This is a genomic window from Streptomyces sp. G7(2002) (genome assembly GCF_028870195.1).
GTDB classification, from domain to species: domain Bacteria; phylum Actinomycetota; class Actinomycetes; order Streptomycetales; family Streptomycetaceae; genus Streptomyces; species Streptomyces nigrescens.
On the sequence record NZ_CP102609.1, the window covers coordinates 3,641,949 to 3,657,057 of the forward strand.

The following is a 15,109-nucleotide window of genomic DNA, read 5'->3' on the forward strand; positions in this document are numbered from 1 at the left end:
AGGAAGCCGACACTCCGGCGGGGAAACCGCGGGCCGCCTCCCTCCCCTCTTGCTCCGCAGCCGGGACGAGTCCCGGATGTCCGGCAAGGAGAAAGACCCGTGCACAGAGCCCTGTTCCGCCCGGTGATCGCGCTGATCGCCCTGACCGTCCTCGCCACCACGGCCGGCTGCGGCACCGGCGCCTCCCAGGCCTCCTCCCCCATACGCTTCGGCAGCAACCAGGCGGACACCGCGCTCCGGCCCGGACCGTCGGGGAAGGGCTCGCTGGTGCAGTGGCCCACGAAGCCGATCAGCTTCGACGTGGAGAGCCGGGTCGGCGGGGCCGGTGAGAACACCCCGATCGGCGTGACCACCCTGCACGGCCCGAAGTCGGGCTTCACCGGGAAGGTCTGGGTCTGGGCGCCGCCGGAGTACTACGAGAAGCGGAACGCGCACAAGGGCTTCCCCGTGATGGAGGCGCTGCCCGGCGCGTACGGCTACCCCGTCAACTACTGGATCGGCGCCGGTCTCAAACTGCAGGAGAACCTCGCCCGGTGGTCGAAGAACGGCAGCAGTCTGCCGTTCATCGTCGTCATGCCGGTGCTCAACCCCGATGACAAGCAGTACTACGACGGCAGTGACATACCGGGCCGCCCGAAGATCGGCACCTGGCTCAGCCAGGACGTGCCCGACCTCGTCCGGCAGAACTTCCGCACCCTCAGGACCCGCGACGCCTGGGCGATCATGGGCTCCTCCTCGGGCGGGTTCGCGGCGCTGAAGAACGTGCTCCAGCACCCGGACACGTTCAAGGTGGCGATACCCAACGGGCCGGACATCGTGCCCGACTCACCTCTGTGGAAGGGCCACGCCGGGGCGAAGCGGGACAACAACCCGGAGGTGCTGGCCCGCCGGCTGATGGCACGCGGCGGACCGGACGTCTACCTCGCCTTCCAGGACGGCTCCCAAGAGCACACGGTGCTGCCGAAGGTGCACAAGTTCCGCGCCCAATACGGGCACGGCCCGGTGCACACCCGGCTGCAGATCGTGCCGGGCGGCACCCACAGCGCGGCGACCTATGTGCGGGGCCTGGGCGAGGGCACGATGCGCTGGGTCAGTGCGCACATGCAGGGGCCGACCGCCTGACGGGACCGGCCCCGTCAGGCGTGTGCCACGGCGCACGGCCCGCCCCGGCGCCCCGCCGTCACGACCGCCCCGCCGTCACGACACCACGTCCTTGCGCGCGAACCCCCGGAACGCCAGCGCGCACAGCACCAGCGCGTACGCCACCGAGACCGCCGATCCCTGGATCATCCCGGACCACTCCAACCGGGGCTGCAGGGCGTCCACCCAGGAGTACTGCCAGTGCGCCGGCAGCACATCGCGCCAGGTGCCGAGGGCGGTGACCTGGTCGAGGACATTGCCGACGATGGTCAGCCCGACGGCGCCGCCGACCGCGCCCAGCGGTGCGTCGGTCACCGTCGACAGCCAGAACGCCAGGGCCGCGGTGACCAGCTGGCTGACGAAGACATAGCCGACCACCACCGCCAGCCGCGGCACCGCCTCGCCCGCGGACAGCGCGCCGCCGGTGGGCAGTTGCAGCGGGCCCCAGCCGTACGCGGCGCTGCCCACGCCCAGCGCGACCAGCGGCAGCAGCAGCATCGCGGCGGCGCTGAACGCCAGCCCGACGGTGAGCTTGCTCAGCAGCAGCCGGGCCCGCGGGACCGGCGCGGCGAGCAGATAGCGCAGCGAGGACCAGCTCGCCTCCGACGCGACCGTGTCTCCGCAGAACAGTGCCACCGGCACCACCAGCAGAAAACCCGCGGAGACGAACAGCGCGGTGGCCGCGAAGTTGCCGCCGGACGCGGTGGCACTGTCCATCAGGGTGATCCGGCCGTTGCTGCGGCTGTCCGGGTCGCCGCCGATCGCGAACGCCGCCACCAGCACGAACGGCAGCAGCGTCAGGATGGCGGCGATCACCAGCGTGCGGCGGCGGCGCAGCTGGCGCCGGGCCTCGACGCGCAGCGGGAGGGTGCGGCGCGGGCGGTAGCCCGGCGCCCGCGCCGTGGGGGTCGCGGTCATCGGTCCCCTCCGATCAGGGTGAGGAAGGCGTCCTCCAGGCGTCGGTGCGGGCCGACGCGGTCCACCGGGACCTCCATCCGCAGGAGTTCGGCCAGCAGTTGGGGCGTGCCCAGGCCGTCCAGCCGTACGAGCAGGCCGCCCTCGGCGCGTACGGCCGAGGCGACGCCCGGCAGTGCGGCCACCTTCTCCACGACGGCGTCGCCGATCTCCTCCGCGACCCCGACCAGCAGGGTGTCGCCGGAGCCGGTGATCTCGGCGACCGGACCGGCCCGCACCAGCCGGCCGCGGTCCATGACGACCAGGTGTGTACAGCTCTGTTCGACCTCGGACAGCAGATGGCTGGAGACGATGACGGTGCGTCCGGCTTCGGCGTAGCGGATCATCACGTCCCGCATCTCCCGGATCTGCGGCGGGTCGAGCCCGTTCGTCGGCTCGTCGAGGATCAGCAGATCCGGCAGGCCGAGCATGGCCTGGGCCAGGGCGAGGCGCTGGCGCATGCCCTGGGAGTAGGTGCGTACGGCGCGTTCCAGGGCGTCGCCGAGACCGGCGATCTCCAGTGCCTCGTCGAGGTGCGCGTCGGCGGCGGGCCGGCCGGTGGCCTGCCAGTACAGATCGAGGTTGGCGCGGCCCGACAGATGCGGCAGGAAGCCGGGGCCCTCCACGAACGCGCCGACCCGCGACAGCACCGGGGCGCCCGGCCGGACGGCCTGCCCGAAGATCCTGATCTCGCCCTCGTCGGGTGTGATCAGCCCCATCAGCATCCGCAGGGTGGTGGTCTTGCCGGCGCCGTTGGGCCCCAGCAGGCCCAGCACCTGCCCCTTCTCGACGCGGAAGGACAACTCTTTTACGGCATACCGGTCGGTGGACTTGGCGTACCGCTTGCTCAGGTCGCTGATCTGCAGCGGGACCTCGGCGAGCGCCGGGTCGGGCGCGGGCGCCGCGGTCCGGCGGCGGGCGGTGAGCAGCAGCAGCGCGGCGACGGCGGCGGCCGCGGCGGGCAGCGCCCAGGTCCAGGCGGGCAGCGGGGCGGCGGCGCTGCGCACCCGGGGCGCGGTGGGCACGCTGAGGGCGCCGTCCTTCAGGGAGACGGTGTAGGTGGCGGGTTCGGCGGGTGAGGCATAGCCGAGGTCGGTGGCGGAGAGCACCAGCCGCAGCCGGTGGCCGGCCGCGAAGTCATGGTCGACGGCGGGCATCCGGAGCTGTACGGTCCGGCCGTCGTCGGCGTCCTTGATCCGGTACGGCGTGACGAGCTGGGACGGCAGCACCTGGCGGCGGCCGTCCGGGGCGACGTCGTAGACCTTGGCGAAGAACACCGCGTCCGGGGTGTCGGACCGCACATGGACGGTGGCGGTGGGGCTGCCGGTGAGATGGACGGGGGTGTCCAGCGGCGCCGATTCGAAGCGGGCGTACTGGCCGGCGAAGTCCAGGGACAGTCCGCCGGCGCCGAGCGAGGAGAGGTTGCCGAGCGCGCCGACCCCGGGCACCGCGGAGATCGCCGGCGGTCCGGCGCCGGGCGGGTTGCTGAAGGTCTGGGGGCGGCCGGTCAGCCGGATGCGCCGCGGATCGTTGTCCAGTCCGGTGTAGCGGTCCGCGTGCGCGCCGCGCAGCCGCACCGAGCCGTTGGTGGAGTCCACTCCCCCGCTGCGGCTGATCCGGAACCCGGGCCCGGTCCCGGCGTGCTTGTCGCCCTTGAGGTAGCGGTCGAACCAGGCGTTCGTCCGCCCCTCCAGGCGGGCGGTCTCCCGGTCCCCGCCGTCGTGCCCGCCGGCGATCCAGTCGACGCCGACCGGCGCACCGTTCTTGCGGAGCTTCTTGTAGAGGGCGTCGGACTGGTCGAGCGGGAACAGCGAGTCGGTCTGGCCCTGCATGATCAGGGTCGGCACCTTGATGCGGTCGCCGACGGCGGACGGGCTGCGCTCCGCCAGGAGGGCACGGGCCGCGGCGTCCGGCTTGCCGCTGACGGCGACCCGCTCGTACATCCGGCACAGCGCGGGCTCGAAGCGCCCGCAGCCCCCGGACGTGGTGGGCGCGGGACCCGCGGAGCCGGTGGGGGCGCCCGCCGAGCCGGTGGTGAAGAAGATCCCGGCCCACAGCTTCTTGAACACGCCGTGGGGGAAGAGGGCGTCGGCGAGGTTCCAGTAGGTGATCTGCGGGGCGATCGCGTCGACGCGCCGGTCGTTGCCGGCCGCCAGCAGCGAGATCGCCCCGCCGTAGGAGCCGCCGGCCATCCCCACCCGGGGGTCACCGTCCTTGTCGAGCTGCACCTCGGGCCGCTCGGCCAGCCAGTCGATCAGCCGGCGGACGTCGGCGACCTCACCGTCCGGGTCGTTCAGCCCGATGCTGCCGGTGGACTTCCCGAAGCCGCGCGCCGACCAGGTCAGTACGGCGTATCCGTCCCGGGCCAGCCGCTCGGCCTGGGGGCGGAGGTCCTTCTTGCTGGCGCCGAAGCCGTGGGCGAGCAGGACCGCGGGCCGCCGCCCGCCGGAGTCGCCCCCGGCGGTGAAGAAGGAGGTGTCGATCCGCACCTCCTTCTTGCTGCCGGGCTTCTCCGGCATCGTCATCAGCCGGTCCGTGCGGTGGACGGCGGGCGCGGCGTCCGAGGAGGCGGCCGCCCAGGTGCCGCCTCCTATGAGGACGGCCAGCGCGCCCGCGGCGGCGTACCAGCGCCGGCCGCTCAGTCGGATACCTCGGAGAGCCATACCGTGAATCCTAGGGAGGAGCCGATCAGGGCGGCCGGTACCCCGGGCTGAACCCGGCAGCCTCCCTGGGGAGTAGGGTGCGCGCTCCCGTACCACGGACGCGGTACGGGCCGGGGGGCCAGGGCCCGCCGTCCGAAGCGGCCGGTCCGGGGTGCGCGGCCGCGGAGGACGGGTCTCGCCTACTGGGGCAGGACGACCCGCATCACCATTCCGCCGCCCTCCCGGGGCCGGGCGGTGATGGTGCCGTCGTGGGCGCGGACGACCGACCGGACGATGGACAGGCCCAGACCGACGCCCTTGTCGCTGCCGGTGCGCTCGGTCCGCAGCCGCCGGAAGGGCTCGAAGAGATTCTCCACCTCGTACGCGGGAACCACCGGCCCCGTATTGGCGACCACCAGCACCGCACACCCCGGCTGCGGCTCGGTCACCACCTCGACCCAGCCCTCCTCCGGCACGTTGTAGCGCACCGCGTTCTGCACCAGATTCAACGCGATCCGCTCCAGCAGCACACCGTTGCCCTGCACCAGCACCTGATGACGCACCCCCCGCAGCTCCACCCCCTTGGCGTGCGCCTCCTCCCGCGTCTGGTCCACCGCCTGCGCCGCGACCTCCGACAGATCGACCGGCTTCTTGTCCACCACCTTGTTCTCACTGCGCGCCAGCAACAACAGCCCCTCCACCAGCTGCTCACTGCGCTCATTGGTCGCCAGCAGCGTCTTGCCCAGCTGCGCCAGCTCCGGCGACGCCCCCGGATCGGCCAGCTGCACCTCCAGCAACGTCCGATTGATCGCCAACGGCGTCCGCAGCTCATGCGACGCATTCGCCACGAACCGCCGCTGCGACTCAAAAGCCCGGTCCAACCGGTCCAGCATCTGATCGAACGTGTCCGCCAACTCCTTCAACTCATCATCCGGACCCCCCAACTCGATCCGCCGATGAAGATCCGAACCCGCCACCCGCTGCGCCGTCCGCGTGATCCGCCCCAACGGCGACAACACCCGCCCCGCCATCGCATAACCGAAAGCGAACGCCACCACCGTCAGACCCACCAGCGCCGCCAGGGAGCGGTTCAGGAAGGTGTGCAGCGCGAGTTCGCGCTGGTTGTGGAGGCAGTCGCTGATGGCCGAGTTGATCTCGGCGACCGTGCCGACCGACGGCAGGTCGGGACAACTGATGTTGCCCACCCTGACGTTGGTGCCGAAGACCCGGAACTCCGGGGTGCCTTCCTTGAGGGTCTGGGCCGCCAGGATGTAGATGAGCGTGAGCAGGACGACCCCGGCCATCAGGAACATACCGCCGTACAGCAGCGTCAGCCGTATCCGGATGGTCGGCCGCAGCCAGGGCGCCGGGCGGCGCGGCGGGCCGGGGCGCGCGGTGGGCATCGGAGGCAGGGCGGCCGGCGCGGGAGCCCGGGAAGCGGGTGCCATGACCCTCAGCCCCGAGGAGCCGACGAAGCGGGCACTGCTACTGATACCGGGGCAGGAGGTGTACGCACGACTGATCCTTCCTCAGGTGCCTTAAGGCACAGGAGAGTTGCAAGGCACCGTCCATCCTGCACAAAGGGGTCATAAACCGGCAGTAAGCAACGGCTCACCTCCCGGCCCACGGCCCCCGCCCGTATCTGCCCGTCGTTCGCCGGACTCGCCTGCCGGGGCCCCGCACCAGGGCCCCGGCAGGCAGGCCGATACGGACTAGCCGGCGGCCGGTTCCGGTGCCGTCAGCCGGAACCGTGCGAGCCGGTCGTCGCTGCTCCAGCGCACCAGCCCGGCCTTCTCCAGGACGCGGCCCGACGCCGGGTTCGACAGCTCCACGTCCGCGCATACCGTGTGCACGCCCGGTGCCGTGAAGGCGAACGCCACCAGGGCGCGGGCGGCCTCGGAGGCGTAGCCGCGGCCCCGCCGGGACGGCACGATGCCGTAGCCGATCTCCAGCGAGCCGTCACTCGGCGGCCAGAACAGCCCGATGGCACCGACCACCCGGCCGCCGTCCCGTTCGAGGATCTGCCGCTGGCCGTGGACGCCACGCGCGTCGGGGTTCTCGGCGGTGAAACCGGCGATGACCCGGTCACCGTCGGCGGGGAAGTCCGCCGCCCAGTGCGGCTGCGGTGTCCCGTCGAGCACGGCGGCGAGCTCACCGTCGGACCACGGCCGCAGCAGCAGCCGCGCGGTGAGCAGATCCGCACCGCTCGACGAAAGGCCCGCATCCGGAGAATCCGGGGAGAGAGGGGAAGAAGAGGAAAAAGAGGAAGACACGCGTCACTCCTGGTCGTTGTCGACGACCGGGCCGCGCTCAGGACATCGGGCGCTCAGGACATCAGGCGCTCAGACGTCCCGCTCAGGCGGCGGCCCGGACAAGGGCATGCTGAGGAAGCGGCCGGCGGGCCATATTCATCAACCTCCCTCGTCCAGCAGCGGTCGCGCTCGGGGCGCGCGCCGTTGCACCGTACCAACCGGTGGGCTGCCGCCCCCAGTTGTTTTCCGCGGCGGCCGGCCGGAGCCGGTCACGCGGGGCGGGCGCCGCCCTCCGCGCACCGGCCCCGGCGCCGCGTCAGTACTGCGGCGGTCCGAAGCCGCCCTGCGGGGGCGGCGGGGTGCCGGGCGGCATCGGCGGGGCACCGGCCGGCGGCATCGGCGGACCGCTGACCGGGGGCACCGGTCCGGCGGGCGGCTGCCAGACCGGCGGGGCCTGCGGGCCGGGCGGCGGGACGAAGCCGGGGGCGGCGAACTGCGGTGCCTGCGCCGGCGGGTACCAGGCGGGGGCGACCGGCTCACCGCGGCCCATCATGGCCAGCAGCACCACCGACCCGAACAGGTCCAGCGCCAGCTGGAGGTGGCCGATGATGCTCATGCCCGGCATGGCGCCGGACAGGTCGAACAGGGTGCCGTTCATGGCCATCCCGATCAACGACAGCAGGGCGCCGGGCAGCGACACCACCGCCAGCCCGATGGCCAGCCCGCGGGCCGCGGCGCCGCGCATCAGGCTGTTGAGCGCGGCAGGCACGGTCAGCGCGAGGAAGGCCAGGGCGGACCACCCGGAGGACAGGCCCAGCAGCGCGCCGAGGGAGCCCTTGCCGAGGTAGAAGATGGTGAAGGCGTTGCTGCCGCCCTGCACCAGCATGTAGACCTGCCAGACCAGGTTGACCAGCACCATCGCGCCGAGCACCAGACCGGCCACCACACCGGCCGTCCTGGCCGGGCGCATCGGCGGGTCGCTGGGCGTCCGACGCGGCCAGGAACGCATCCCGGCGAGCAGCACGACGCCCGCGATCAGGGACAGCAGGAACAGCCCCAGGCTGCTGAGGAAGACGTTGTCGAAGGTGTCGGTGTCCGTTTCGGCGTGCCGGAACCAGCGGTTGTCGCTGGTGTGGAAGCCGACGCTGATGATGGCCTGCAGCGCGGTGGCGAAGGTCAGGGTGGTGGCGACGGCCAGCAGTCCGCCGGCCACCCGCTGCCCCGCGAACGCCGCGAACACCGCCGCCAGCTGGACCAGGGCGAGGCCGAAATGGAACACGCTGGTGACCTGGTTGAGGCCGCCGGAGTTCTGGAAGGTCCAGGATTCCCAGACCCCGTCGATGCCGAACTCACTGAGGTCGACGACCAGCCAGGTGACGGTGAAAAGGAAGAACAGCAGGCAGAATGCCCCGCCGGTGATACGGGCGCCCTTGGCGAGCGCCATGGATTGGTGCATTTCGTCCCCCGGTTGTGTCAGTGCGTGGCGAGGGAGCACGGTAGCAATGCGCCGGTCCGCGGTCTGCCCCTGGACCTGCAGTTCTTCACGGTTCCTGCGCACGGTGCCCCGGCACCGCCACGGCCCGGACATGCCGGACCCCCGGCCGGCGGGGGTCCGGCCGGGGGTCCTCAGGACGCCCTCAGTGGTTGCTGGGGAAGCCCAGGTTGATGCCGCCGTCGGACGGGTCCGGCCAGCGGGTGGTGACGACCTTGCCGCGGGTGTAGAAGTGCACGCCGTCGTTGCCGTAGATGTGGTGGTCGCCGAAGAGCGAGTCCTTCCAGCCACCGAAGGAGTGGTAGCCGACCGGCACCGGGATCGGCACGTTCACGCCGACCATGCCGGCCTCGACCTCCATCTGGAAGCGGCGGGCCGCGCCGCCGTCGCGGGTGAAGATCGCGGTGCCGTTGCCCCACGGCGAGTTGTTCATCAGCGCGATGGCCTCGTCGTAGGTCTCGACGCGGACCACGGACAGCACCGGGCCGAAGATCTCGTCGCGGTAGGCGTCCATCTCGGGCGTGACGTTGTCCAGGAGGGAGACACCGATCCAGTGCCCGTCCTCGTAGCCCTCGACGGTGTAGCCGGTGCCGTCGATGACGACATCGGCGCCCTGGGCCGCGGCGCCCTCGACGTACGAGGCGACCTTGTCGCGGTGGACCTTGGTGATCAGCGGGCCCATCTCGGAGGCCGGGTCGTCGCCGGGGCCGATCCGCAGCTTGTCGGCGCGCTCCTTGATCTTGCCGATCAGCGGGTCGGCGGTCTCCCCGACGGCCACGACGACCGAGATCGCCATGCAGCGCTCACCGGCCGAGCCGTACGCGGCGTTGATCGCGGAGTCCGCGGCCAGGTCGAGGTCGGCGTCCGGCAGGACCAGCATGTGGTTCTTGGCGCCGCCCAGCGCCTGGACCCGCTTGCCGTTGGCGGTGCCGGTGGTGTGGATGTAGCGGGCGATGGGGGTGGAGCCGACGAAGGAGACCGCGGCGATGTCCGGGTGCTCCAGGATGGCGTCGACGGCCACCTTGTCGCCGTTGACGACGTTCAGCACACCGTCGGGCAGCCCCGCCTCGGCGGCCAGCTCGGCCAGCTTGAAGGCGGCGCTGGGAACCTTCTCGCTCGGCTTGAGGACGAAGGTGTTACCGCAGGCGATGGCGAGCGGGAACATCCACATCGGAACCATCGCCGGGAAGTTGAACGGCGTGATGCCGGCGACCACACCGAGCGACTGGCGGATCGCCGCCACATCGACGCGGGTGGAGACCTGGGTGGACAGCTCACCCTTGAGCTTCTCGGGGATACCGCAGGCCAGCTCGACGATCTCCAGACCGCGGGCGACCTCGCCGAGCGCGTCGGAGTGCACCTTGCCGTGCTCGGCGGTGATCAGCCGCGCGATCTCCTCGCGGTGCGCGTCGAGCAGCTCGCGGTACTTGAACAGCACCGAGGTGCGCTTGGCCAGGGAGCTGGTGCCCCAGGACTTGAAGGCTTCCTTGGCCGCGCGGACGGCCGCGTCGACCTCGTCGACCGAGGCGAAGGCGACCTGCTTGTCCTGGGCGCCGGTGGCCGGGTTGTAGACCGGGCCGAAGTTGCCGGAGACGCCCTCGACGGGCTTTCCGCCGATCCAGTGGCTGATGGTCTTCATGCGGGGGGCCTTTCTGGGCTGACGGCTTCGGGCAGGGGTCACAGGTGGCGGCGGCGCCCGGCGGTGTGCCGGTCGTACGCCTCGCGGGCGGCCACCGCCGCCGGACGTGTCGCGGTCTCGGCAACAGGAACATCCCACCAGGCCTGAGCCTCCGGCGCGCCCGGCACAGTGTCAGCCGTTTCGGTCTCGACATAGACACATGTGGGCCGGTTCGCGCCACGCGCCTCGGCGAGCGCCGCGCGCAGCTCACCGACCGTGGCCGCCCGCAGGACGTGCATCCCGAGCGAGGCGGCGTTGGCCGCGAGATCGACGGGCAGCGGAGCGCCGGTGTATGTGCCGTCCGCGGCGCGGAAGCGGTAGTCGGTGCCGAACCGTTCGCCGCCGGTCGCCTGGGAGAGCCCGCCGATCGAGGCGTAGCCGTGGTTCTGGATGAGGACGATGTTGATGTGGATGCCCTCCTGGACCGCGGTGACGATCTCGGTGGGGTTCATCAGATACGTACCGTCGCCGACCAGCGCCCACACCGGCCGGCCGGGGGCGGCCATCCGCACACCGATCGCGGCGGGGATCTCATAGCCCATGCAGGAGTAGCCGTATTCGAGGTGGTACTGCCTGCGGGACCGGGCACGCCAGAGTTTGTGCAGGTCACCGGGGAGGGACCCGGCCGCGTTGACGAGGATGTCGGTGTCGTCGACCAGGGCGTCCAGCGCGCCGAGGACCTGGGTCTGGGAGGGCCGTACGGAGGCGTCCCGGGCACCGAACGCGGCGTCCACCCGGCGCTCCCAGTCCGCCTTCGCCACCCCGTAGGCGGCTTCGTACTCCGCGTCGACGCGGTGTCCGGACAGCTCCTTGGTGAGCGCTTCGAGTCCGGCGCGGGCGTCGGCGACGAGGGAGGCGGCGCCGAGCTTGTGGGAGTCGAAGGGGGCGATGTTGAGGTTCAGGAAGCGCACACCGGGCTCGGCGAAGAGGGTCGCGGAGGCGGTGGTGAAGTCGGTGTAGCGGGTGCCGACGCCGATGACCAGGTCGGCCTCGCGGGCGAGCGCGTCGGCGGTGGCGGTGCCGGTGTGGCCGATACCGCCGACATCGGCGGGGTGGTCGTGGCGCAGCGAGCCCTTGCCTGCCTGGGTGGAGGCGACCGGGATGCCGGTGGCGTCGGCGAAGGCGCACAGCGCGTCCTCGGCCTCGGAGTGGTGCACACCGCCGCCCGCGATCAGCAGCGGCCGGCAGGCGCCGCGGACCGCGCGCACGGCATCCGCCAGGGCATCGGCGTCGGGAAGGGGCCGGGTGACCCGCCAGACCCGGTCGGCGAAGAACTCCTCCGGCCAGTCGTACGCCTCGGCCTGGACGTCCTGCGGCAGCGCGAGGGTGACGGCGCCGGTGTCGACGGGGTCGGCGAGCACCCGCATGGCCTGGAGGGCGGCGGGGATCAGCGCTTCGGGCCGGGTGACCCGGTCGAAGTAGCGGGAGACCGGGCGCAGCGCGTCATTGACCGACACGTCGCCCGCCTGCGGGACCTCCAGCTGCTGCAGGACGGGGTCTGCCGTCCGGGTGGCGAAGGTGTCTCCGGGCAGCAGCAGCACCGGGAGGCGGTTGACGGTGGCGAGCGCGGCACCGGTGACGAGGTTGGTGGCGCCGGGGCCGATGGAGGTGGTGACGGCCTGGGCGGAGAGCCGGTCGCACTGCCGGGCGTAGCCGACGGCGGCATGCACCATGGCCTGCTCGTTGCGGCCCTGGAGGTACGGGAGCGCGTCCCCTGACTCCAGCAGGGCCTGGCCGAGGCCGGCGACATTGCCGTGGCCGAAGATGCCCCAGCAGGCGTTGATCAGGCGGTGCCGGCGGCCGTCCCGCTCGGTGTACTGGTGGGCGAGGAACTCGACCAGGGCCTGCGCGACCGTGAGGCGGCGCGTCGTCGGAGCGTTCATCGGGCGTCTCCTGCGGGCGCTTCGTAGAGGGGGAGGCGGGGGTCGACCGGCTGGCCGGGCCAGGTGGAGCGGATCCAGCCGTGGTCGGGGTGGTCGCAGATCAGCCACTCGCGGGCGCCGGGACCGGCCATCACGTTCAGGTAGTACATGGTGTGGCCGGGCGCGGCGATGGACGGGCCGTGCCAGCCGTCGGGGATGAGGACGGCGTCCCCGCTGCGGACCTCGGCCAGCACGTCGGTGCCGCGGCCGCGCCCCGAGGGGGTCACCCGCTGGTAGCCGACCCCGTCCGTACCGCGCGCGGAGGCGATCTCGAAGTAGTAGATCTCCTCCAGTTCGGACTCCTCGCCGGGGCGGCACTCGTCGTGCTTGTGCGGCGGGTAGGAGGACCAGTTGCCGCCGGGCGTGAGCACCTCCACCGCGATCAGCCGGTCGCACTCGAAGGTGTCCGCCGCGCCGAAGTTGTTGACCTGGCGGGAGCAGTTGCCGGTGCCGCGCAGCTCCACGGGGACGTCGGACGCGGCCCCGTAGCGGGCGGGCAGGCGGTTCTCGCAGCGGGCGCCGGTGAGCGCGAAGCGGCCGCCGGCCGCGGTGGCGATCTGGACGTGGGCGTCGCGCGGTACGTAGGCGAAGTCCGTGACCCCGCTGAACACGCTCTCCCGGCCGGTCAGTTCGAAGCTCTCGCCGTCATCGGTCAGCACCGTGCAGCCGCCGGACAGCGGCAGCACGATCCATTCGCTGTCGCCGGTGGCGAAGGCGTGGTGGGCACCGGGCGGCAGGTCCAGGACGCGCAGCGAGGAGTGGTCCCAGCCGGCCCGCTTCGGGTCGATGTCCAGGGCGTACGGGCCCGCTGCCGCGGCCCCGGCCCCCAGATGGAATTCAGTGCTCATAAGTCGAGTCTCCTGCGGAAATCGCGGCGTTCACAGCAGGCCCACGGCGGTGTCCACGGCGGCCGCGACATCCCCGTCGGCCGGGTAGAGCAGGGAGCGGCCGACGACCAGGCCCTGCACGGTCGGCAGCCGCAGCGCCTTGCGCCACTTCTCGTAGGCGGCTTCCTGGTCCTGGACGGTGCTGCCGATGTCGCCGCCGAGCAGCACGGTCGGCAGGGTGGTGGTCTCGCAGACCCGGGCCATGGCGTCGGGGTCGTCGGTGACCGGCAGTTTGAGCCAGGTGTAGGCAGAGGTGCCGCCGAGTCCGGAGGCGATGGCCACCGAGCGGGTGACGGCCGCGGCGCTGAGGTCGTTGCGGACCGTGCCGTCCGCCCGGGAGGAGAGGAACGGCTCGACGAAGATGGGGAGCCGCCGCTCGGCCATCGCGTCGATGGAGCGGGCGGTGGCCTCCAGGGTGGTCAGCGAGCCGGGGTCGCGGTAGTCGATGCGCAGCAGCAGTTTGCCGGCGTCGAAGCGGAGCCGGGCGAGGTCCTCGGGGCGGTGGCCGGTGAACCGGTCGTCCATCTCGAAGGAGGCGCCGGCCAGACCGCCGCGGTTCATGGAGCCCATCACGACCTTGCCTTCGAGGGCGCCGATCAGCAGCAGGTCCTCCAGGATGTCGGCGGTGGCGAGCACCCCGTCCACACCGGGCCGCGACAGCGCCAGGACCAGGCGTTCGAGCAGGTCGAGGCGGTTGGCCATGGCGAGCTGCCGGTCACCGACGGCCAGCGCGCCACGGGCCGGGTGATCGGCGGCGACGATCATCAGCCGGCCGCTGTCGCCGAGGAGCGGGCGACGGGTGCGGCGGGCGGCGGCCTCCGCGACGGCTTCGGGGTGCCGGGCCCGCAGCGTCGCGAGGTCACTGATCCGAGGGGTCAAGGCTCAACTCACCTTCTTGAGTGCACAGGTGGAGGGGGTGCGGCCACCGGACGGGCCGGGCCTGGGGGTCACCGGTCGGCGAGGAACGCGTCGACCTCGCCGGCCGTGGGCATCGCCGAGGAACAGGCGAGGCGGGAGGCGACGATGGCGCCCGCGGCGTTGGCGTACCGCATCATCGGCTCCAGCTCCCAGCCGGCGAGCAGGCCGTGGCACAGCGCCCCGCCGAAGGCGTCGCCGGCGCCCAGGCCGTTGACGACCTCGACGGGAGTGGGCGGGACCTCGGCGGTACGGCCGTCACGGTGGACGGCGAGCACGCCCTTGGGGCCCTGCTTGATGACGGCAAGCTCAACGCCCCTCTCCAACAGCGCGTGGGCGCAGGCCTTGGGGTCGCGCAGTCCGGTGGCGACCTCGGCCTCGTCGACATTGCCGACCGCGACGGTGGCGTGCCGCAGGGCGGCCTCGTAATACGGGCGGGCGGTGGCCATCGCCGCGGCGCCGGTAGCCCCACCGTCCCCGGAGGCGCCGCCCTCGCCGCCCCAGAACATCGGCCGCCAGTCGAGGTCGAAGACGGTGGGACCCGCCTTGGCGCGGGCCTCCAGTGCGGCGAGGGTGGCGCTGCGGCTGGGCTCCTCACAGAGCCCCGTGCCGGTGATCCAGAAGATCCGGGCGGCCGCGAGGGCCTCCTGGTCGAGTTCTTCGGGACGGATGACCAGGTCCGGCGCCTTGGGGCGGCGGTAGAAGTAGAGCGGGAAGTCGTCCGGCGGGAAGATCTCGCAGAACGTGACCGGTGTCGGGTAGGCGTCGACGGAGGTCACCCAGCGGTCGTCCACGCCGAAGTCGCGCAGCGCCTGGTGGACGTAGTCGCCGAACGGGTCACGGCCGGTGCGGCTGATGACCGCGCTGCGGCGGCCGAGCCGGGCGGCGGCCACCGCGACATTGGTGGCGGAGCCGCCGAGGAACTTCCCGAACGTCTCGACCTGGGCCAGCGGCACACCGGTCTGCAGCGGGTAGATGTCGACTCCGATGCGGCCCATGGTGATCAGGTCGTACGGCTGGGTCATGTGCGCCCCTTCGGGTCGGCCGGCGCGGCGGGTTCGGCAGGTTCGGCTCCGAGGAAAGGTCTAACGGGGAGAGCCAGACCCTGTCAATACTTTGTCCTTACATACTGACGTCAGGGAGAACAATGAGTGCACGACGAGAGGGAGCTGGGATCGATGCGAGGGGAGCTGAGATCGACGCGAGGGGAGCCGGGATTGGCGCGAG

General features: G+C 72.2%; 11 protein-coding genes. 1 reads left to right on the top strand and 10 read right to left on the bottom strand.

Annotated elements, in window-relative coordinates; all coding sequences use genetic code 11:
* Nucleotides 1-99 precede the first annotated feature (99 nt).
* Nucleotides 100-1,122: an alpha/beta hydrolase gene (locus NUT86_RS15035; protein WP_274735701.1), complete on the top strand. Its 1,023-nt coding sequence runs from the start codon at nucleotides 100-102 to the stop codon at nucleotides 1,120-1,122.
* 75 nt (nucleotides 1,123-1,197) lie between these two features.
* Here NUT86_RS15035 and NUT86_RS15040 read toward each other — a convergent pair whose 3' ends face one another.
* The 10 genes from NUT86_RS15040 to iolC form a co-directional block, all read right to left on the bottom strand.
* Nucleotides 1,198-2,058 carry an ABC transporter permease gene (locus NUT86_RS15040; protein ID WP_093644573.1) on the bottom strand — a complete coding sequence of 287 codons (861 nt, stop codon included), beginning with the start codon at nucleotides 2,056-2,058 and terminating at the stop codon, nucleotides 1,198-1,200.
* Entirely contained in the window at nucleotides 2,055-4,757 is a 2,703-nt protein-coding gene (locus NUT86_RS15045; protein WP_274735704.1) for an alpha/beta fold hydrolase, read from the bottom strand. The genes NUT86_RS15040 and NUT86_RS15045 overlap by 4 nt, the downstream gene beginning before the upstream one ends.
* A gap of 179 nt (nucleotides 4,758-4,936) precedes the next feature.
* Complete coding sequence (locus tag NUT86_RS15050) at nucleotides 4,937-6,184, bottom strand: sensor histidine kinase (protein WP_381281649.1); 1,248 nt, start codon at nucleotides 6,182-6,184, stop codon at nucleotides 4,937-4,939.
* Nucleotides 6,185-6,448: 264 nt separating this feature from the next.
* The gene (locus tag NUT86_RS15055) at nucleotides 6,449-7,009 is read right to left on the bottom strand and encodes a GNAT family N-acetyltransferase (RefSeq protein WP_446750763.1); all 561 of its coding nucleotides are present in this window, start codon (nucleotides 7,007-7,009) and stop codon (nucleotides 6,449-6,451) included.
* A 295-nt stretch (nucleotides 7,010-7,304) separates the two neighbouring features.
* Nucleotides 7,305-8,444, bottom strand: a complete 1,140-nt coding sequence (locus NUT86_RS15060) for a hypothetical protein (RefSeq protein ID WP_274735708.1) — start codon at nucleotides 8,442-8,444, stop codon at nucleotides 7,305-7,307.
* Nucleotides 8,445-8,625: 181 nt separating this feature from the next.
* Nucleotides 8,626-10,119, bottom strand: coding sequence for a CoA-acylating methylmalonate-semialdehyde dehydrogenase (locus NUT86_RS15065; protein ID WP_274735710.1), 1,494 nt, complete (start codon nucleotides 10,117-10,119; stop codon nucleotides 8,626-8,628).
* A 38-nt stretch (nucleotides 10,120-10,157) separates the two neighbouring features.
* Nucleotides 10,158-12,041, bottom strand: a complete 1,884-nt coding sequence (gene iolD / locus NUT86_RS15070) for a 3D-(3,5/4)-trihydroxycyclohexane-1,2-dione acylhydrolase (decyclizing) (RefSeq protein WP_274735712.1) — start codon at nucleotides 12,039-12,041, stop codon at nucleotides 10,158-10,160.
* Nucleotides 12,038-12,928 (bottom strand): 5-deoxy-glucuronate isomerase, encoded by an 891-nt coding sequence (iolB, locus tag NUT86_RS15075; RefSeq protein ID WP_262038315.1) that lies wholly within the window; start codon nucleotides 12,926-12,928, stop codon nucleotides 12,038-12,040. The genes iolD and iolB overlap by 4 nt, the downstream gene beginning before the upstream one ends.
* 30 nt (nucleotides 12,929-12,958) lie before the next feature.
* On the bottom strand, nucleotides 12,959-13,846 hold the full coding sequence (locus NUT86_RS15080) for a Cgl0159 family (beta/alpha)8-fold protein (protein ID WP_159488217.1): 888 nt from the start codon (nucleotides 13,844-13,846) through the stop codon (nucleotides 12,959-12,961).
* Nucleotides 13,847-13,914: 68 nt separating this feature from the next.
* Nucleotides 13,915-14,907 carry a 5-dehydro-2-deoxygluconokinase gene (iolC, locus tag NUT86_RS15085; RefSeq protein WP_266443234.1) on the bottom strand — a complete coding sequence of 331 codons (993 nt, stop codon included), beginning with the start codon at nucleotides 14,905-14,907 and terminating at the stop codon, nucleotides 13,915-13,917.
* Nucleotides 14,908-15,109 lie beyond the last annotated feature (202 nt).

Bases quoted from the DNA above. Each gene is read 5' to 3' on its own strand.
- NUT86_RS15040 (WP_093644573.1), bottom strand. From the start codon at position 2,058: ATGACCGCGACCCCCACGGCGCGGGCGCCGGGCTACCGCCCGCGCCGC.
- NUT86_RS15045 (WP_274735704.1), bottom strand. From the start codon at position 4,757: ATGGCTCTCCGAGGTATCCGACTGAGCGGCCGGCGCTGGTACGCCGCC.
- NUT86_RS15050 (WP_381281649.1), bottom strand. From the start codon at position 6,184: ATGGCACCCGCTTCCCGGGCTCCCGCGCCGGCCGCCCTGCCTCCGATG.
- NUT86_RS15060 (WP_274735708.1), bottom strand. From the start codon at position 8,444: ATGCACCAATCCATGGCGCTCGCCAAGGGCGCCCGTATCACCGGCGGG.
- NUT86_RS15065 (WP_274735710.1), bottom strand. From the start codon at position 10,119: ATGAAGACCATCAGCCACTGGATCGGCGGAAAGCCCGTCGAGGGCGTC.
- iolD (WP_274735712.1), bottom strand. From the start codon at position 12,041: ATGAACGCTCCGACGACGCGCCGCCTCACGGTCGCGCAGGCCCTGGTC.
- iolB (WP_262038315.1), bottom strand. From the start codon at position 12,928: ATGAGCACTGAATTCCATCTGGGGGCCGGGGCCGCGGCAGCGGGCCCG.
- iolC (WP_266443234.1), bottom strand. From the start codon at position 14,907: ATGACCCAGCCGTACGACCTGATCACCATGGGCCGCATCGGAGTCGAC.